Source organism: Sphingomonas aracearum (genome assembly GCF_003345355.1).
In the GTDB taxonomy this organism is placed as follows: domain Bacteria; phylum Pseudomonadota; class Alphaproteobacteria; order Sphingomonadales; family Sphingomonadaceae; genus Sphingomonas; species Sphingomonas aracearum.
Genome location: NZ_QQNB01000001.1, coordinates 1,139,496 through 1,155,984, shown reverse-complemented (window position 1 = coordinate 1,155,984; position 16,489 = coordinate 1,139,496). Strand labels below are relative to the sequence as shown.

General features: G+C 70.0%; 19 protein-coding genes. 11 read left to right on the top strand and 8 right to left on the bottom strand.

Annotation, left to right across the window (positions count from 1 at the left end; genetic code table 11):
• Nucleotides 1-6 precede the first annotated feature (6 nt).
• From gloB to DVW87_RS05600, 4 genes are read right to left on the bottom strand one after another with little or no spacing between them, the layout of a single operon-like run.
• Entirely contained in the window at nucleotides 7-735 is a 729-nt protein-coding gene (gene gloB, locus DVW87_RS05615; RefSeq protein ID WP_239017765.1) for a hydroxyacylglutathione hydrolase, read from the bottom strand.
• A complete protein-coding gene (locus DVW87_RS05610) occupies nucleotides 732-1,784 on the bottom strand; it encodes an NAD(P)H-dependent flavin oxidoreductase (protein WP_114686708.1) in 1,053 nt (350 codons plus the stop codon). Before DVW87_RS05610 ends, gloB begins: the two co-directional genes overlap by 4 nt.
• Nucleotides 1,784-2,236 carry a VOC family protein gene (locus DVW87_RS05605; protein ID WP_114686707.1) on the bottom strand — a complete coding sequence of 151 codons (453 nt, stop codon included), beginning with the start codon at nucleotides 2,234-2,236 and terminating at the stop codon, nucleotides 1,784-1,786. Before DVW87_RS05605 ends, DVW87_RS05610 begins: the two co-directional genes overlap by 1 nt.
• A gap of 52 nt (nucleotides 2,237-2,288) precedes the next feature.
• A complete protein-coding gene (locus DVW87_RS05600; protein WP_114686706.1) occupies nucleotides 2,289-3,872 on the bottom strand; it encodes an amidase in 1,584 nt (527 codons plus the stop codon).
• A gap of 304 nt (nucleotides 3,873-4,176) precedes the next feature.
• Here DVW87_RS05600 and DVW87_RS05595 point away from each other — a divergent pair, with 304 nt between their 5' ends.
• A complete protein-coding gene (locus tag DVW87_RS05595) occupies nucleotides 4,177-4,851 on the top strand; it encodes a DUF2189 domain-containing protein (RefSeq protein ID WP_239017764.1) in 675 nt (224 codons plus the stop codon).
• Nucleotides 4,833-4,967, top strand: coding sequence for a hypothetical protein (locus DVW87_RS18475; protein WP_275402073.1), 135 nt, complete (start codon nucleotides 4,833-4,835; stop codon nucleotides 4,965-4,967). The genes DVW87_RS05595 and DVW87_RS18475 overlap by 19 nt, the downstream gene beginning before the upstream one ends.
• A 380-nt stretch (nucleotides 4,968-5,347) precedes the next feature.
• Here DVW87_RS18475 and DVW87_RS05590 read toward each other — a convergent pair whose 3' ends face one another.
• Nucleotides 5,348-5,881: a hypothetical protein gene (locus DVW87_RS05590; protein WP_114686705.1), complete on the bottom strand. Its 534-nt coding sequence runs from the start codon at nucleotides 5,879-5,881 to the stop codon at nucleotides 5,348-5,350.
• Between the two features lie 157 nt (nucleotides 5,882-6,038).
• On the opposite strand from DVW87_RS05590, the gene DVW87_RS05585 reads away from it, so the two are divergent.
• The 4 genes from DVW87_RS05585 (at nucleotide 6,039) to DVW87_RS05570 (ending at nucleotide 9,593) form a co-directional block, all read left to right on the top strand.
• On the top strand, nucleotides 6,039-7,307 hold the full coding sequence (locus DVW87_RS05585; RefSeq protein ID WP_114686704.1) for an MFS transporter: 1,269 nt from the start codon (nucleotides 6,039-6,041) through the stop codon (nucleotides 7,305-7,307).
• Nucleotides 7,308-7,359: 52 nt separating this feature from the next.
• Complete coding sequence (locus DVW87_RS05580; protein WP_114686703.1) at nucleotides 7,360-7,752, top strand: PRC-barrel domain-containing protein; 393 nt, start codon at nucleotides 7,360-7,362, stop codon at nucleotides 7,750-7,752.
• Between the two features lie 64 nt (nucleotides 7,753-7,816).
• Complete coding sequence (locus tag DVW87_RS05575; RefSeq protein ID WP_420822317.1) at nucleotides 7,817-8,251, top strand: DUF2147 domain-containing protein; 435 nt, start codon at nucleotides 7,817-7,819, stop codon at nucleotides 8,249-8,251.
• 43 nt (nucleotides 8,252-8,294) lie between these two features.
• A complete protein-coding gene (locus tag DVW87_RS05570) occupies nucleotides 8,295-9,593 on the top strand; it encodes an OmpP1/FadL family transporter (protein ID WP_114687091.1) in 1,299 nt (432 codons plus the stop codon).
• 195 nt (nucleotides 9,594-9,788) lie between these two features.
• Here DVW87_RS05570 and uvrB read toward each other — a convergent pair whose 3' ends face one another.
• Complete coding sequence (uvrB, locus tag DVW87_RS05565; RefSeq protein WP_114686702.1) at nucleotides 9,789-11,984, bottom strand: excinuclease ABC subunit UvrB; 2,196 nt, start codon at nucleotides 11,982-11,984, stop codon at nucleotides 9,789-9,791.
• A gap of 88 nt (nucleotides 11,985-12,072) precedes the next feature.
• Here uvrB and era point away from each other — a divergent pair, with 88 nt between their 5' ends.
• The gene (era, locus tag DVW87_RS05560) at nucleotides 12,073-12,978 is read left to right on the top strand and encodes a GTPase Era (protein WP_114687090.1); all 906 of its coding nucleotides are present in this window, start codon (nucleotides 12,073-12,075) and stop codon (nucleotides 12,976-12,978) included.
• A gap of 39 nt (nucleotides 12,979-13,017) precedes the next feature.
• On the opposite strand, the gene DVW87_RS05555 is transcribed toward era, so the two are convergent.
• A complete protein-coding gene (locus DVW87_RS05555) occupies nucleotides 13,018-13,404 on the bottom strand; it encodes a PaaI family thioesterase (RefSeq protein WP_181814764.1) in 387 nt (128 codons plus the stop codon).
• Nucleotides 13,401-13,835 (bottom strand): PaaI family thioesterase, encoded by a 435-nt coding sequence (locus DVW87_RS05550; protein ID WP_114686701.1) that lies wholly within the window; start codon nucleotides 13,833-13,835, stop codon nucleotides 13,401-13,403. Before DVW87_RS05550 ends, DVW87_RS05555 begins: the two co-directional genes overlap by 4 nt.
• 113 nt (nucleotides 13,836-13,948) lie before the next feature.
• Between DVW87_RS05550 and DVW87_RS18025 the strand changes: the two genes are divergently transcribed.
• The 4 genes from DVW87_RS18025 to DVW87_RS05535 are packed head-to-tail and all read left to right on the top strand — an operon-like array spanning nucleotide 13,949 to nucleotide 16,478.
• Nucleotides 13,949-14,089 carry a hypothetical protein gene (locus DVW87_RS18025; RefSeq protein ID WP_181814727.1) on the top strand — a complete coding sequence of 47 codons (141 nt, stop codon included), beginning with the start codon at nucleotides 13,949-13,951 and terminating at the stop codon, nucleotides 14,087-14,089.
• Nucleotides 14,086-14,967 carry a hypothetical protein gene (locus DVW87_RS05545; RefSeq protein WP_114686700.1) on the top strand — a complete coding sequence of 294 codons (882 nt, stop codon included), beginning with the start codon at nucleotides 14,086-14,088 and terminating at the stop codon, nucleotides 14,965-14,967. Before DVW87_RS18025 ends, DVW87_RS05545 begins: the two co-directional genes overlap by 4 nt.
• Nucleotides 14,967-15,866, top strand: coding sequence for a transposase (locus DVW87_RS05540; RefSeq protein WP_114686699.1), 900 nt, complete (start codon nucleotides 14,967-14,969; stop codon nucleotides 15,864-15,866). Before DVW87_RS05545 ends, DVW87_RS05540 begins: the two co-directional genes overlap by 1 nt.
• Before the next feature lie 27 nt (nucleotides 15,867-15,893).
• Nucleotides 15,894-16,478, top strand: a complete 585-nt coding sequence (locus DVW87_RS05535; RefSeq protein ID WP_114686698.1) for a winged helix-turn-helix domain-containing protein — start codon at nucleotides 15,894-15,896, stop codon at nucleotides 16,476-16,478.
• The last annotated feature ends 11 nt before the right edge of the window (nucleotides 16,479-16,489 follow it).

The window sequence follows — 16,489 nt, the reverse complement described above, 5'->3', positions numbered from 1 at the left end:
CGGCGGTCAGGCGGCGTCCTTGGCCCGGCGCCGCGCCGCGAACTCCTCGGCGGTGCCTGCGCGCACGAAGGGGTTGGTGGCGCGCTCGGCGCCGATGGTGGTGGGGAGGGTCGGCTCGCCGCGCGCGCGAAGGGCATCGACCTCCACCATGCGCCGCCGCACCGCTTCGTTGCCGGGCTCGACGGTGCTCGCGAACCGTCCGTTCGACTGGGTATATTCGTGCGCGCCATAGACCAGGGTTTCGTCCGGCAGCGTGGACAGGCGCTGCATGTTGGCGAACATCTGTTCCGGCGTGCCCTCGAACAGCCGGCCGCAGCCCATCGCGAACAGCGTGTCGCCGGTAAAGGCGAGGGCGTCGCCTTTCAGGAGCAGCGTGATGTGACCGGCGGTGTGCCCCGGTGTTTCCCACACCTGCGCAACGTGGTCGCCGAGGTGCAGCGTGTCGCCTTCGGCAACGAGCAGGTCGAGCGTGGGGATCTTCGCCGCCTCCGCCGCGGGGCCGGTGACGGTGGCGCCCGTTTGCGCCTTGATCGCGGCGATGCCGGCGGTGTGATCGGGATGCCAGTGCGTGACCCAGACCTGGCCGATCGTCCAGCCGCGCTCCGCCGCCGCGGCCAGCGCCGGGGCCGCTTCGCCCGGATCGACCACCGCGGTCTCCCCGGATGCGGGATCGTGGACGAGCCAGATGTAATTGTCGGACAGGGCGGGAACGGCAAGCACGACGAGGTCAGTCACGAACATTCTCCTTCAAGCGCGGCGGTGGCGGCGGCGCCCAGTTGCTCCGTCAGCGCGCGGGCCGTGGTGGGACGGGCGAGGGCCGCCGACTGGCCGGCCCAGAGCGGCGAATAGTCGCCGCGCCCCTCCGCTTCCGCCGCCGCCCGCAACGGCGCCAGCAGGGTGGAGGCATGCGGAAAGGGCGGTGCCTCCGCGCGCACGGGGCCGAGCGCCCGGGTGAGTGCGTTGGGCAGGCCGCGCGCCAGGCCGCCCGAGAACAGGTTGGTGAGCACCGTGGCTTCGGCGGCCGGGCTGGCCAGGGCGTCGCGATACGCCTCGGCTATCCGTGCTTCGGGGGTGCGCAGATAGGCGGTGCCGACCTGCACCGCGGCGGCGCCGAGGGCAAGGGCGGCACGCACGCCGCGCGCGTCGGCGATGCCGCCGGCGGCGATCACCGGCAGGCCGCAGGCGTCGGCGATCTGCGGGACGAGGGCGAACAGGCCGACGGGATCATGGCCGTGATCGAACAGCCCGGCATGTCCGCCCGCCTCGAAACCCTGCGCGATGATCGCGTCCACCCCGGCATCGGCGAGCCGGCGTGCCTCGGCGAGGTTGGTGGCATTGCCGAGAACCCGCGCGCCGCTGGCCCGCACCCGATCGAGCAAAGCGGGATCGGGCAGGCCGAAATGAAAGGAGACGAGTTCGGGGCGCACCCGCTCGACGGCGGCGCAGGCGGCGGCGTCGAACGGGCGGCGCAGCGGCGCTGCGGACGCGGGAGGGGCGACCCCCTCGCGATCGTAGAAGGGCTGAAGCAGGGCGCGCCAGGCGCTGTCGTCCGGAGGGTCGGGCATCCGGTGCGCGAAGAAGTTCAGGTTCAGCACGCCCGGCCCCGCCGCGCGCACTTCCGCGGCCTGCGCCTCGATCGCGTCGGCCGCCAGCATCGCGCAGGGCAGCGAGCCGACCGCGCCGCCGGCCCGCGCGGCGATCGCCAGCGCGGGTCCGCCGGCGCCCGCCATGGGCGCCTGGATCAGCGGATGGCGACTGCCGAGCCAGCCGGGGCCATGCGGCATTACCAGGTGCCGGTGTTCGGCATAGAGGCCCAGGGCTCCGCGGGTTCGAGGACACCGTCCTGCAGCAGCTCGATCGAGATGCCGTCCGGCGTCTTGACGAACGCCATGTGACCGTCGCGCGGCGGGCGGTGCACGATCAGGCCGGCGTCGAGGATGCGCTGGCAGGTCTCGTAGATATTGTCCACGCGGTAAGCGAGGTGGCCGAAATTGCGCCCGCCGGTATAGGTTTCGGGTGCGCTGCCGTCCTCGGCCGGCCAGTTGTAGGTGAGCTCGACCTCCGCATTCGCGCGCTCGCCGGGCGCGTTCATGTCCTCGGGGGTGGCAAGGAAGATCAGGGTGAAGCGACCCTGCTCGTTCTCCATCCGGCGCACCTCCTGGAGGCCGAGCAGCTCGAAAAAGGCGATGGTCGCGTCCGGATCGGTGACGCGGATCATGGTGTGGAGATATTTCATGCGGGCGCTCCAAGGGGGATGGAGCGCAGATAGGGCCGGGCGGTCGAGGTTGCTAGCGGCCGCCGCCCAGCCCGGGGCCGACATCGGCGCTCGGCAGGAAGCGCGGGGCGACGCGGGCATGCGCCGCCTGTTCAAAGGCAAAGCCGGCGCGCAGCAGGTCGCCATCGGCGAACGGGCGGCCGATAAAGGACAGGCCGACTGGAAGGCCGCGGGCAAGCCCCATCGGCACGGTGAGGTGCGGATAGCCGGACACCGCCGGCAGCTCGCTGGCGGACGGGCCCTGGAACTGGTCGCCATATACCGGATCGCTGAGCCACGGCATGCCGTAGGTGGGCGTGACGAGGGTGACCGCCTTCGCCTTTTCCAGCATGCCGTCCAGCGCGGCGCGCGCGATCTGCCGGGAGGCGGCACGCGCATCGAGATAGGCGGCGTCGGTGAGCGGCGGGCGCGCCTCGGCCGCCTCGAACGTTTCCTGCGCGAAGAACGGCATCTCCGCCTCGGCATGGGCCTTGTTGAAGGCGATCACGTCGGCCAGCGTGCGGACCTTCACCGCCGCCGGCGTGGTGGCGAGATACGCGGCGAGATCGGCCTTCAGCTCGGTTTGGAGCACCGCGGTCTCGAGAGCGCCGAGATTGGGCAGAGACGGGGCCTCGACCGGGACCAGCACCGCGCCGGCGCGCTTCAGCACGGCCAGCGCGGCGTCGAACCGCTCGGCAAGCGCGGCGGGCATTTCGGGGCGGAGCACGGCGACGCGCACGCCCTTCAGCGCGGCGGGCGAGAGATTGGCGGCGTAGTCGCGGCGGTAACGGTCGGCACCCGCCGTCTCCGCGTCGGCGGGGTCGCTGCCGACCATGGCGGAGAAGAGCAGCGCAGTGTCGCGCACATTGGTCGCCATCGGGCCGGGCGTGTCCTGGCTGTGGCTGATCGGCACCACATGGGTGCGGCTGACCAGGCCCATCGTGGGTTTCAACCCGACCAGGCCGTTCATGGCGGATGGGCACACCACCGAGCCATCGGTTTCCGTGCCGATCGCCAGCGGCGCATAGCCGGCCGCGACGCCGACGCCGGAGCCGCTGGAGGAGCCGCAGGCGCTGCGATCGAGCGCATAGGGGTTGCGGACGAGGCCGGCCACCGCGGACCAGCCGCTCATCGCCTTGTCCGAGCGGATGTTGGCCCATTCCGACAGATTGGCCTTGGCGAGGATCACCGCGCCGGCCGCGCGCAGCCGCGCGATCACCGGCGCGTCGCGGCGGGTGACGTTGGCGGCGAGCGCGAGACTGCCGGCGGTGGTGGGCAGCGGATCGGCGGTTTCGATATTGTCCTTCACCAGCACGGGCACGCCGTCGAGCGGGCCGAGGCTGCGTCCGGCCTTGCGGCGCGCGTCGGCGGCGGCGGCCTGGGCGAGCGCATCGGGGTTCACGGCGATCACCGCGCGCAGGGTAGGGCCCTGGCGGTCCATCGCGGCGATGCGGGCAAGCGCGGCGCGGGTGGCGGCGACGCTGGTGATCGTGCCGGCCGCCATCTGCGCCTGCAGATCGGCAGCGGACGGAACGGGTGCCTCGATCCGGTTCTGCGCCGCCACCGGCTGGGACAGGGCGGCGACGGTGATCAGCAGCGACAAGGCAAGGCGACGCATGGCGGCAAGGGCTCCCCGGTTGAACGCCGCAGCAAAGCACAGCCGGAGCGGCGCGGCCAGCCGGCATGTCGCGCAGGGGCGGAAGGCAGAGCCGATGACGGAAACATGCCTGTCGCCAATGTCTTGGCAAAGGCGTAGAACGGGGTGTCGCCGTCGCCATGGCTTGCGAGCAGGAGGGCGACGAGAGCTGGAATGCTCCCGCTTGCAGAGCGTGAGGGCCTGCCATGAGCGACACCAGGCTGACTTTCCCCCTGCGCGCCGCGCGAGCGCGGCCGCTTCTGCCCCTTGCGCCGGGGAGGGGATGATGGCGCAGATGCACCTTGCCGCGGGCGCACGGCACGCGGCCGCTGCCGATGTGAACCGGATCGGCGCGGAGGACCTGCGCTGGGCGCTCAGGAGCGGGTGGGAGGACTTCCTCGCCAAGCGCGGCGACCTGTTGTTCGTGCCGTTCCTCTATCCGCTGATCGGGCTGATCGTGGCGGCGGCGGCGTTGAACAGCGCGCTGTTGCCGCTGCTGTTCCCGATGGCCGCCGGGCTCTCGATCTTCGGGCCGGTGGCGGCCGCCGGCTTCTACGAGATCGCGCGCCGCCGTGAGCAGGGCGACGAGGCGGGCTGGGCGCACTTCCTGGACCCGCTGGCGCCGGACCGGCGGGCGGGGCTCGTCTCGATCACCGGCTTGCTGGGCGTGTTGTTCCTGGCGTGGCTGCTGGTGGCGTGGGTCCTGTACCAGCTGACGCTCGGGCGGCTGGAGCCGGTCGGCATCGGCGGCTTCGTGCGCGCGCTGCTGTTCACGCCGGAAGGCTGGACGCTGATCGTCGCCGGCAATGCCGCCGGGGCGGTGATCGCGGCGGTGACGCTGATGCTGACGGTGGTGTCGGTGCCGATGGTGGTGGACCGGCCCGTCGTAGCCGGCGATGCGGTGCGGACCTCCTTCGCGCGGTGCAGGCCAATCCGGGGGCGATGGCGCGCTGCGGCCTGATCGTGGCCGCATTGCTGGTGGCGGGATCGATCCCGCTGTTCGTCGGGCTGGCGGCCGTCCTGCCGGTGCTCGGCTATGCCACCTGGCACCTCTACACGCGGGTGGTGCAGCGCTGACCGCCAACGTCCGGCGGAAAAGGCGGGGAGCGGAAATGAAAAGAGGTTGCCAGGCAGCCTCCCGGCGCCTGACAACCCCCTAACATGGTCAGCGGCCGGAGAGCTCCAGCCCGGAGGACCATGCGGACCGCCTGGGTCTGCCGCCTTGCCGCGTTGGTGGGAGAGAAGTCTCCCCGCGGGTCGGCGAGCGTTCCTTAGCGGTGCGTCCCCCGAACGAACTGAACCGACCCCATTGCTGAACCATGAGACATCGGATCACCTCCTTTCGCTTGTTGAAAACGATCGTACCCGGCCTGGGTACGAGGGGAATGTGAGTCATCCCGCGCCCGGATGCAAGCCCTGTCTGCGCCAAATCGAAACGGCGCGGCCGCTGTGCGCGGTCAGCCGCGGCAATCCTCCACCACCCGGCCGATCTCGGCCCAGTTCGGCACCACCAGCGGCGCGGCCCCGGCGACCTCGACCACGATCCGCCCGCGGCTGAACGCCATCGCATCGAGCAGCGGATCGCGCGGGAGCAGGGCGGCGGCGACATAGGGCGGTTCGCCCCCGGTGGGCGCGGCCTGCAGGGTGCGGGTGAGCGACGTGGTGCGGATCACCAGCGCGGCGGGCGCCGCGCCGGGGCGCGACAGGAACATCTGGCCGCGCTGCCGGTCGCAGCGCAGGGTGAGCAGCGCATCGCGGTTCGGCGGCCCGAACAGCGCGAGGGAGCCGCGCGCATCCTGGCGATAGACCCAGTCGCCCGGCGTGTAGGGCCGGTCGCGCCAGTCCTGCGCCGCCGGCGCGGGGGCGGGACGCGGCCGGGGCGAAGCCGGCTGCGGCAGCGGCGTGCGCCCTCCGGGTGCCGGCGGCGTGGCGGGCGGAACGCAGGCGGCGACCAGGGCGCCAAGGGCGAGAACGGGCAGGAAGCGCTTCATCGCCCGGGCTTATGGGGGATGGTGGCGGGCGGCTCAACCGCGTGTCGGCAGCGTCACCGGGGCGACCGGTCGCATTTTGATGGAGATTTTCTCCGCCGAAGGCTGTAGCGAACCAATCCGGTTACGGCCGTCAGGGCCGAGCGAAAGGGGGGCGAGGATGAACGGCACGCGGCTGAAGGCGATCCTGGGCGGCTCGGCGGGCAATCTCGTCGAATGGTACGACTTCTACGCTTATGCCGCGCTGACGCTGTATTTCGCGCCGGAGTTCTTTCCGAAGAGCGATCCCACCGCGCAGCTGCTGAGCGCGGCGGCGATCTATGCCGTGGGGTTCCTCATGCGGCCGATCGGCGCCTATGTGATGGGCGTCTATGGCGACCGGCACGGGCGCAAGGCGGGGCTCGCCTTGTCCGTGGGGCTGATGTTCGCCGGATCGCTGCTGATCGCGGTGGCGCCCACCTACCGCCAGGCGGGCGCGCTCGCCCCGGCGCTGCTGCTGGTCGCCCGGCTGCTGCAGGGCCTGTCGGTGGGCGGCGAATACGGCACCAGCGCGACCTACCTGTCGGAGATGGCGAGCGCCGAGCATCGCGGCTTCTGGTCGAGCTTTCAATATGTCACGCTGATCGGCGGGCAGCTGGGCGCGCTGGGCGTGGTGCTGGTGTTGCAGGCGGTGCTGGACGAGGCGGCGTTGCAGGCATGGGGCTGGCGGGTGCCGTTCGCGATCGGGGCGGGGCTGGCGCTGGTCGTGTACCTGCTGCGCCGGCGGTTGGCGGAAACCGCGTCGTTCGAGGCGATGAGCGTGGAGGAGCGGCGGCAGTCGGGCGCGCTGCGGCTGCTGAACGAGCATCCGCGCGCCTTCTGGCTGGTGGCGATCATCAGCGCGGGCGGCGGCCTCGGCTTCTACGCCTATACCACGTACATGCAGAAGTTCCTGGTCAACACGGCGGGGTTCGACCGGGCAACCGCGACGCGGGTGATGACGGCGGCCTTGTTCCTCTACATGTGCGCGCAGCCGGTGTTCGGCGCGGTGTCCGACCGGGTGGGGCGGCGGCCGATGCTGCTGCTGTTCGGGATCGGCGGCGCGCTGGCTTCCGTGCCGGCGTTCACGGCATTGGCGGAGGTGCGCTCGCCGGCGGCGGCGTTCGCGATCGTGGTCTGCTTGCTGCTGCTGCTGTCGGGCTACACCGCGATCAGCGCGCTGGTGAAGGCGGAGCTGTTCCCCGCATCGATCCGCACGCTGGGCGTGGCCTTGCCCTATGCGCTGGGCAATGCGCTGTTCGGGGGCACGGCGGAGTTCGTGGCGTTGTGGTTCAAGCGTGCGGGGGCGGAAGCGGCGTTCTTCTGGTACGTGGCGGCGGCGCTGGCGGTGACCAGCGTGGCGTTCTGGATGCTGCCGGAGACGAAGCGCACCAGCCTGATCGCAGACTAGGAACCGCGGTGCCTTTCGGAAAGTTGTGCCCGCGAAACGAGAGGACACGTTCATGTCGAGCAGCGACACGCCCACCCAGCTTCTGATCCAGTCCAACAAGGCGGACACCATGAAGGTCCGCAGCCGGGACGGCGATGCGATCGGCTATGTCTACAGCTACATGATCAACAAGCGCACGGGCGAGGCGCTGTATGCCGTGCTGACGATCGGTGGCTTTCTGGGCATGGGCAAGGCCTATTACCCGCTGCCGTTCCAGCTGCTGTCCTATGACGCGGCGAACGACAGCTACCAGGTGACGATCGACCGCCGCGTGCTGGAAGGCGGGCCGAGCTGGGCGAACAACGCGCCCTTGTTCGACCAGGCCTATGCCGACCGGGTGGCGAGCTATTACGACGTCGCGCGCGAGGATCTGTCGCTCGGCGGTCCCGCCCCCGCTGCCCTCTAGCTTCATCTGACGTTAAGGCTCGCGGGCACAGCGGGCGGTTACCGACTACGTAAAGGAGAGGATAGTGAAACTGAGTCGTCTCGGTTTGGCTCTGGCGGGAGCAACAATCGTCGCCGCGCCGCTCAACGCGCAGGTTTCCGCCAACACGGCGGTGGGCCGCTGGCAGACGGAAACACGCGGCGGCATCGTCGAGATCGCGCGCTGCGGGCCGTCGCTGTGCGGCAGGCTCGTCGCCTCGGAGCATCTGCGCACCAACCCCGACCTGAGGGACGTCAACAATTCGGACAAGTCGCTGCGGAACCGGCAGCTGAAGGGGCTGCAGATCCTCAGCGGCTTCACCCAGGACGGCAACGTCTGGGACGGCGGCAAGATCTACAATGCCGAGGACGGCAAGACCTACAAGGCGCGGATCACGCCCGCCGGGCCCAACGAACTGAAGCTGCGTGGCTGCGTGTTCGTGCCGTTCTGCAAGACCCAGACCTGGAAGCGCGTGCGCTGAAGCACACCTTCTCCGATTTCCTGTTCAACGAAAGAAAACCATGATGTCGCACCGCAAGAATGCCCTGCTCGCCGCTTCGGCGATCGCCGCCTCCATCGCCTTTGCCGGCGCTGCCCATGCCCAGGCCTTCTACCTTCAGGAACAGTCCGCGCGCGGCGCGGGGCGCGCCTTTTCCGGTGAAGCGGCCGATACCGGCCCGCAGTCGCTGTGGTGGAACCCCGCCTCGATCGCCGACCTGCCGAACGCCGAGGTGGCGCTGAACGTTTCCACCATCCTGCCCAAGGGCGACGTGCGCGACAACGGCACCGTGATCCGCCGTCCGGGCCAGGCGTTCACCTCCGTGGGCGGCAACTCCTCGTCCAGCGATCCGATCAACAACGGCGTGCTGCCGTCGGGCGCGATCGCGATCCCCTTCGGCCGGGTTGCCTTCGGCCTGGCCGTGACCTCGCCGTACAGCTTCACCACGAACTACGACGCGGACAGCTGGGCGCGGTACAGCGCGGACAAGACCAAGCTGCGCACGGTGGACATCCAGCCCTCCGTCGCGGTGGCGGTGACCGACTGGCTGCGCGTGGGCGGCGGCGCGAACATCGAATACACCGATGCGTACCTGTCGAACGCCCTGCCCAACATCTCGCCGGTAGCGGCGGACGGCAGCCAGGTACTCAAGGGCGACGGCTGGGATGTGGGCTGGACCGCCGGCGTGCAGCTGCACAACGACTGGGCGACCGTCGGCATCAGCTACAAGTCCGACATCAAGCACACGCTGAAGGGCGACCTGGAGATTGCCGGGCTGACCGGCGCGCTGGCGGGGCAGAACCGGCAGCTGTCCGACGTGAAGGCGACGTTTTACACGCCGGCGCAGATCATCGTCGGCGGCCGTTTCCGCGCAACGGATGCGCTGACGCTGAACACGCAGTTCGTGCGCTACACCTGGAGCAAGTTCGACGCGATCCGCCTGGGCACGCCGGTCAACACCGCGATCCCCGAGGGCTATCGCGACATCTGGAGCTATGCGGCGGGCGTGGACTATGCCGTGTCGCCGAAGCTGACGCTGCGCACCGGCGTGCAGCGCACCAACACGCCGACCGAGGACGGGGAGCGCGATGCGCGCGTGCCGGACTCCAACCGCTGGAACTTCGCGGCGGGTGCGTCCTTCCAGGCGACGCCGCGGCTCGGGTTCGACCTGGCGGCGAACTATATCGACTTCAAGGACGAGTCGATCGACCGGGTGACGGCGGCCTATGCCGGCACCGTCGCGCAGACGCCGATCGTGACCAACGGGCGGCTGGAGAATGCGCACGCGCTGGTGTTCTCGCTGGGCGGGCGTTTCTCGTTCTGAGGTGATGTAGCCGAGCGTCACCCCGGGTCAGGGCCGGGGTGACGTACGCGTGAAAGTCTCCGGCTCACCTCATCTGGCTCCCCGGCGAAGGCCGGGGTCCAGTTGCGGGACGTCGGTGATGTGCGTTGCGCCCTACGCCAGGCTTTCCCAACTGGGCCCCGGCCTTCGCCGGGGAACAGGCTATGGACAGCAGGTCTATCCCCGCCGCGAGCCGCCGCCGAACTTGCGCTGCGTCTTGCCGAAGCGGGTCTTGCGGGTGCCGGGCTTGCCCTCGTTGGAGCGGCCCATCAGCGGCGCCTTTTGCTGTTCCACCGGCAGTCCGAGCTCTTCCTGTTCCAGGCTGCGGATCTCGTCGCGCAGGCGGCCGGCTTCCTCGAACTCGAGGTCCGCGGCGGCCTTGCGCATCTTCTTCTCGAGCTCCTCGATATACGCGCGCAGGTTGTGGCCGACCATGTGCGGCCGCTCGTCATCGATCTCGACGGTGACCTGATCCTTGGACGCGACATGAGCGATGATGTCGCCGATGTTGCGGCGGATCGTGGTGGGCGTGATGCCGTGTTCGCGGTTGTACGCTTCCTGCTTCTCGCGGCGGCGCGCGGTTTCGTTCATCGCCCGCTCCATGGAGCCGGTGATGCGATCGGCGTAGAGGATCACGCGACCCTCCACGTTGCGCGCGGCGCGGCCGATCGTCTGGATCAGCGAGGTTTCCGAGCGCAGGAAGCCTTCCTTGTCGGCGTCGAGAATTGCGACGAGCCCGCATTCGGGAATGTCGAGCCCCTCGCGCAGCAGGTTGATGCCGATCAGCACGTCATAGACGCCCAGGCGCAGGTCGCGGATCAGCTCGATACGCTCCAGCGTCTCCACGTCCGAGTGCATGTAGCGGACCTTGATGCCCGCCTCGTGCATATATTCGGTAAGGTCCTCCGCCATGCGCTTGGTCAGCGTGGTGACGAGGGTGCGATAGCCCATCTCCGTCGTCTTCTTGCACTCGACGATGAGGTCCTGGACCTGCTCCTCGACCGGCTTGATCTCGACCGGCGGGTCGATCAGGCCGGTGGGGCGGATGACCTGTTCGGCGAAGACGCCGCTGGCCTGCTCCATCTCCCATGCGCCGGGCGTCGCCGAGACGCAGACGGTCTGCGGGCGCATCGCGTCCCATTCGTTGAAGCGCAGCGGCCGGTTGTCGATCGCCGAGGGCAGGCGGAAGCCATATTCCGCCAGCGTGATCTTGCGGCGGTGATCGCCGCGCGACATGCCGTTGATCTGGCCGATCGTCTGGTGGCTTTCGTCCACGAACAGCAGCGCATTCTCCGGCAGGTATTCGAACAAGGTGGGCGGCGGCTCGCCGGGCAGGCGGCCGGTGAGAAAGCGGCTGTAATTCTCGATGCCGTTGCACGATCCGGTGGCGGCGATCATTTCGAGGTCGAAGTTGGTGCGCTGCTCCAGCCGCTGGCGCTCCAGCAGCTTGCCCTCGATCTCCAGCTCCTTGAGCCGCTCGGTGAGTTCGTGGCGGATCGCCTCCGTCGCCTGCTTCATCGTCGGGCCGGGGGTGACGTAATGCGAGTTGGCGTAGATGCGCACCGAGTTCAGCGAGGCGATCTTCTTGCCGGTGAGCGGATCGAACTCGACGATGTCCTCGATGTCGTCGCCGAAGAACGAGATGCGCCAGGCGGCATCCTCGTAGTGCGAGGGAAACACTTCGAGATTGTCGCCCTTCACGCGAAAGTTGCCGCGCTGAAAGGCGGCATCGTTGCGCTTGTACTGCAAGGCGACGAGCTTGCGCACGATCTCGCGCTGGTCGGCGACCTGGCCTTTTTTCAGGTCGAAGATCATGGCGGAATAGGTTTCCACCGAGCCGATGCCGTAGAGGCACGAGACGGAGGCGACGATGATCACATCGTCCCGCTCCAGCAGCGAACGCGTGGCCGAATGGCGCATGCGATCGATCGACTCGTTGATCGAGCTTTCCTTCTCGATATACGTGTCGGAGCGCGGGACATAGGCTTCGGGCTGGTAATAGTCGTAATAGCTGACGAAATACTCGACCGCGTTCTCGGGAAAGAACGACTTGAACTCGCCGTAGAGCTGCGCGGCGAGGATCTTGTTGGGGGCGAGGATCAACGCCGGGCGCTGCAAGGTCTCGATGACCTTGGCCATGGTGAAGGTCTTGCCGGAGCCGGTCACGCCGAGCAGCACCTGGTCCTTTTCGCCGGCGAGTGCGGCCTCGGTCAGTTCCTTGATCGCGCCCGGCTGGTCGCCGGAGGCCTGATATTCGCTGACGAGCTTGAACGTGCGGCCGCCTTCCGCCTTTTCAGGGCGGTTGGGGCGATGGGGGACGAAGGCGGGGCCGGTCTCGGGCTCGGCAAGGCTGGTGCGGATCTGGATCGCCATGAGGCACGATATGGGCGCGCACGGTGCCCGCTGCAACGAAGCGGGAACACTGGCGCGGACGGCGCGGACGATTTACGGCAGGCGCGACATGAGCGAAGAACACACACAGCATTGCGGCCTGATCGCCGTGCTCGGCGCGCCGAATGCGGGCAAATCCACCCTGGTCAACGCGCTGGTCGGGCAGAAGGTGGCGATCGTCAGCCCCAAGGCGCAGACCACGCGGGTGCGGCTGCTGGGCGTGGCGCTGGAGGGCGACACGCAGCTGCTGCTGGTCGACACGCCGGGCATCTTCGAGCCGAAGCGCCGCTTCGACCGGGCGATGGTCGCCTCCGCCTGGGGCGGGGCGGAAGGCGCGGACCTTCTGGCGCTGGTGGTGGATGCCAAAAGCGGGCTCGGCCCCAAGGTGACCGACATCGCCGAGGCGATCGCCGCGCGGCCCGAGCCCAAATACCTGATCCTCAACAAGGTGGACCTGGCGGACAAGGCCAAGCTGCTGGTCCATGCCGAGAAGCTGAACGGGCTGGTCGCCTTCGACGAGACGTTCTTCGTCAGCGCCTCGACCGGGGATGGCCTGCCCGAGCTGAAGCGCGCGCTGGCGGGGCGGATGCCCGAGGGGCCGTGGCATTATCCGGAGGATCAGGTGTCCGACGCGACCGAGCGCAGCCTCGCGGCGGAAGTGACGCGCGAGCAGCTCTACCTCCAGCTGCATGCCGAGCTGCCTTATGCCAGCGCGGTGGAGACGGAGAAGTACGAGGAGCGGAGCGACGGCTCGGTGGAGATCCACCAGCAGATCCTGGTCGAGCGGCCGACGCAGCGCGCCATCGTGCTGGGCAAGGGCGGCGCGCGGATCAAGGAGATCGGCGCGCGGGCACGGGCGGAGCTGTCGGCGCTGATGGAGCGGCCGGTGCACCTCTACCTCCATGTGAAGGTGCGCGAGGACTGGGCGGAAAGCCGCGAGGTGTATCGCGACCTGGGGCTCGACTGGGTGGAATGAGGCATATCCGTGCTCCCGCGCAGGCGGGAGCACGGATATTCAGCTCCGCAGCACCAGATAGTTCATCCGCGCGCCCGCGATCGGCTGGGCGGGATCGTCCTGCCAGGCGCTGGCCTCCACATTGGCGACGCGGGTGCCGAGCCGGGTGACGGTGCCGCGCGCGCGCGTGGGCTTGTCGCGACCGCCGCGCATGAAATCCACGGTGACGTTGATCGGCTTGACGCCCGCATCCGCCTCGCCGGCGAGCTCGTGGACAAGGGCCATATAGGCGGCCATTTCCAGCAGGCCGCTGATCGCGCCGCCATGCAGAAAGCCGGGCCGGCCGACCACCGGATCGCCGAACGGCATCAGCAGCACCGGCGCGCCCTCGGCATCCGGCTCCAGCGTCAGCCCGAGCAGATCGGCATAAGGCGGCAGCCCGCTCACCGGTGATAGCCTCCGGGCGCCATGAAGGTGCCGGCAACATGGGCGATCGGATCGTCCGGATCGCCGTGATGCGCCACACCCCGAACAAAGGCCACGGAATGCGTCACGCGGTAGCATTCCCCGCGCCCGACCAGCGTCTCGCCCGGGGTGGCGGGCCGGAGATAATCGACGCGCAGGTCCAGCGTGGCATGGGCGGTGAAGCCCGCGCGGTTCCACACGGCGATGCTGGCGGCCATGTCCATCATCGTCAGGATCGGGCCGGAGGCGATCACGCCGCTTTCGGGATCGCCCACCAGCTGCGCGGCATAAGGCAGGTCCAGCTCGCACCAGTCGGGCCCATGCGCGCGATAGCCGATGCCGATCGCCGCGCCATGGCCGAAGCGCGCGCCTTCGCCGTTGAAGAAGCGGGCGGGGTCGAAGGCGAAGGCCATGGCGAAGCGGTGGCGCAACGCAGCCGGCTTGGCAAGGTTACACGCTTGTAACTTGGGCGCGCCCGGCTCGCGGCCTAGTCCCGGCTGCGGCCATCGCGGCCGGGGAGCGTAGCATGACCATCGACATCGCCGACCTGCCGGACCTGGCCACACCGATCGCCGCCCCCGGCGCGATCCGCATGGGGGAGATCGCAGTGGACGAACTGTTCGACTTCACCGTCAGCATCGTCGTCATCGCCACCGGCGGCGCATGACCCTGCCGGACGAGCGGGCGCTGGCCGGATTGGGCGAGCGCTCGCGCCGGGCGGCGCTTGCCTGGCGCGGGAGTGAACCATGGAGACGCGCTGCCGATTGCTTCGCACAGGCGAGGACGGCGGAGGAGGTCGCGGCGGCGGCGACCGCCTTGTTTGCCGACCGGGGCTGGCTGGGGCAGATGATAGCGCCGCTGGTGGAGGCGCTTGCCGCCGATCCGTGGTTCGAGCCGCCGCTGCGCGTGCGTCGCGACGGCGCCCGGATCGGCGCGGTGCTGTTCGAGGGGGAGACCGCCGCCATCACCGCCAGCGTGCTGCGCGGCGGTGCGGCGCCTGCCGCCAGCGTGGTGGTGCCCGGGCGGATGGCGGTGGTCCATCATGTCGCGGGCCGCGCGCGATTGCGGCTGTGGCGGGTCAAGGGCGACCGGGTGGTGGAGCAGCCTGGCCGGGAGGTGCAGGCCGGCGACACGCTGGTGCTCGACGGGCGCACGACCGGGCACCAGCACGAACCCGTCGGCGGCGATCTGGTGACGGTGACCTGCACCACCGAACTGGAGGCAGGTCCGCTTGTTCGCGAGTACCGCCGCGGCGATGGCGCCCTCTTGCGCACCGCGACACGGGACGATCGTGCGGCGCGGGCGCAACTGCTGCTGGCGTTCCTGCGCGCGGACGGGCGACGGGAGGCGGGCGACTGTTTCGCGGCGGCGAGCCGCGACCCGGCGTGGTTCCTGCGCTGGGACGCGATGCGCGAATGGCTCGCGCTGGATGCCGCGGCGGCCTTGCCGAGGCTGGCGGAGATGGCCCGGACCGATCCCCATGGCGACGTGCGGGCGGTGGCGGCGGCCACGCTGGCGCGGCTTGCCGTGCGGGAGGCGGCCTGATGCCGCTGGTGCTGGACGGCGGCGATGGCGGGAGCATCGGGCTGGACGACCTGGTCGAGGCGCTCGACGCGAACGCCTTCGATGTGCGCGACGAGGCGAGCTTCGCTGCGCTGGCGCCGTGGCTTGCGCGGCTGGGGCGCAACCCGGACTTCCTCGCCGAACTGGTGGTGGCGGAGTTGAAGGAACGCTGCGATGCGCAGGCGAGGACGAGCACCTACGGCGGACAGGTCTTCCTGCTGCGCCCGCCCAACGGCCGCTACCTGCTGCGCGCGGCATTCTGGCCGGCGCGTGCCGATCCGGCGCTTCGCAGCAGCGGGCCGGCGGCGTTCTTCTACAACATGCCGCACGACCACAACTTCCCGTTCCTGACCTATGGCTATGTCGGGCCGGGCTATCACTCCGATTACTACACCTACGACCCTCAGGCGGTGAGCGGTGTGCCGGGCAGTCCGGCGGGGCTGCGCTTCGTGGAGCGGGCGCGGTTGGAGCCGGGGCGGGTGATGCTGTATCGCCCGGGGCACGACGTGCATGTGCAATTGCCGCCGGACAGCTTTTCCGTGTCGCTGAACATCCTGGGGCAGGATCCCGCGCAGGTGTGGCAGGACCAGTACCGCTTCGACGTGCGCCGCGACGTGATCGCCGGGGGGCTGACCTGCGCGCCGTCAGAGGCGTTGATCGCGCTCGCGGTGCATGCCGGCAACGGCCGCGACCTGGCCGAGGATTTTGCCCGCTCGCACCCGCACCCGCGCATGCGCGCCACCGCGTTCGCGGCGCTGGCAGGCGTGGACGGGCCGGGGGTGTGGGAGCGGGCGGCCGGGGACGGGCATCGCTTCGTGTCGGGCACCGCGCGGGCCGCGCTGGAGCGGTTGGCTCCGGAACGGAGCGGGTCGGCCGGCTGACGCCGCCTTTGCCGCTACTTCGAATGCATGTGGCGGGTGCGGGGGCACAGCGAGGATCAGGCATTGCTCGCCGCACTGGCCGCGCGCGGCATCGCCCTGGCGCGCGAGGGCTCGTGCGACGCGGCGCTGGTGGACGAGCCGGTCGGCGGTTTGGCGGAGCCGCGCCTCATGCTGGTGCGCGGCGGCGAGGAAGCGGTGGCGGCGATGCTGGACGCCGGGCTGGAGGATGCGGTGACGAGCGACGCCAGCCCGACGCTGATCGCCGCGCGGCTGGCGGCGTTGCTGCGGCGCCCGCGCGGCGCAGAGTTGCGGGTCGGCTCGCTGGTGATCGCGCGGGCCGAGCGGCGGGTGTGGCGGGAGGGCAGGGCCGTTCCGCTGCTGCCGCGCGAATATGCGCTGCTCCTGCACCTGGCCGAGCGCGCCGGCGAGCCGGTGCCGCGCGCGGCGCTGTTGCAGGCGGTGTGGGGGCTTCGCTTCGATCCGGGCACCAATGTGGTGGCGGTGCATGTGTCGCGGCTGCGCGCGCGGATCGACCGGGGCTTTGCCGCGCCGATGGTGCAGACGGTGCCTGGGCGCGGCTACCGGCTTGTCGCGGGCGCGGCCGCCCCTTAGCATCGCGCCGG

Bases quoted from the DNA above. Each gene is read 5' to 3' on its own strand.
- DVW87_RS05610 (WP_114686708.1), bottom strand. From the start codon at position 1,784: ATGCCGCATGGCCCCGGCTGGCTCGGCAGTCGCCATCCGCTGATCCAG.
- DVW87_RS05605 (WP_114686707.1), bottom strand. From the start codon at position 2,236: ATGAAATATCTCCACACCATGATCCGCGTCACCGATCCGGACGCGACC.
- DVW87_RS05600 (WP_114686706.1), bottom strand. From the start codon at position 3,872: ATGCGTCGCCTTGCCTTGTCGCTGCTGATCACCGTCGCCGCCCTGTCC.
- DVW87_RS05595 (WP_239017764.1), top strand. From the start codon at position 4,177: ATGGCGCAGATGCACCTTGCCGCGGGCGCACGGCACGCGGCCGCTGCC.
- DVW87_RS18475 (WP_275402073.1), top strand. From the start codon at position 4,833: ATGGCGCGCTGCGGCCTGATCGTGGCCGCATTGCTGGTGGCGGGATCG.
- DVW87_RS05590 (WP_114686705.1), bottom strand. From the start codon at position 5,881: ATGAAGCGCTTCCTGCCCGTTCTCGCCCTTGGCGCCCTGGTCGCCGCC.
- DVW87_RS05585 (WP_114686704.1), top strand. From the start codon at position 6,039: ATGAACGGCACGCGGCTGAAGGCGATCCTGGGCGGCTCGGCGGGCAAT.
- DVW87_RS05580 (WP_114686703.1), top strand. From the start codon at position 7,360: ATGTCGAGCAGCGACACGCCCACCCAGCTTCTGATCCAGTCCAACAAG.
- DVW87_RS05570 (WP_114687091.1), top strand. From the start codon at position 8,295: ATGTCGCACCGCAAGAATGCCCTGCTCGCCGCTTCGGCGATCGCCGCC.
- uvrB (WP_114686702.1), bottom strand. From the start codon at position 11,984: ATGGCGATCCAGATCCGCACCAGCCTTGCCGAGCCCGAGACCGGCCCC.
- era (WP_114687090.1), top strand. From the start codon at position 12,073: ATGAGCGAAGAACACACACAGCATTGCGGCCTGATCGCCGTGCTCGGC.
- DVW87_RS05550 (WP_114686701.1), bottom strand. From the start codon at position 13,835: ATGGCCTTCGCCTTCGACCCCGCCCGCTTCTTCAACGGCGAAGGCGCG.
- DVW87_RS18025 (WP_181814727.1), top strand. From the start codon at position 13,949: ATGACCATCGACATCGCCGACCTGCCGGACCTGGCCACACCGATCGCC.
- DVW87_RS05545 (WP_114686700.1), top strand. From the start codon at position 14,086: ATGACCCTGCCGGACGAGCGGGCGCTGGCCGGATTGGGCGAGCGCTCG.
- DVW87_RS05540 (WP_114686699.1), top strand. From the start codon at position 14,967: ATGCCGCTGGTGCTGGACGGCGGCGATGGCGGGAGCATCGGGCTGGAC.
- DVW87_RS05535 (WP_114686698.1), top strand. From the start codon at position 15,894: ATGTGGCGGGTGCGGGGGCACAGCGAGGATCAGGCATTGCTCGCCGCA.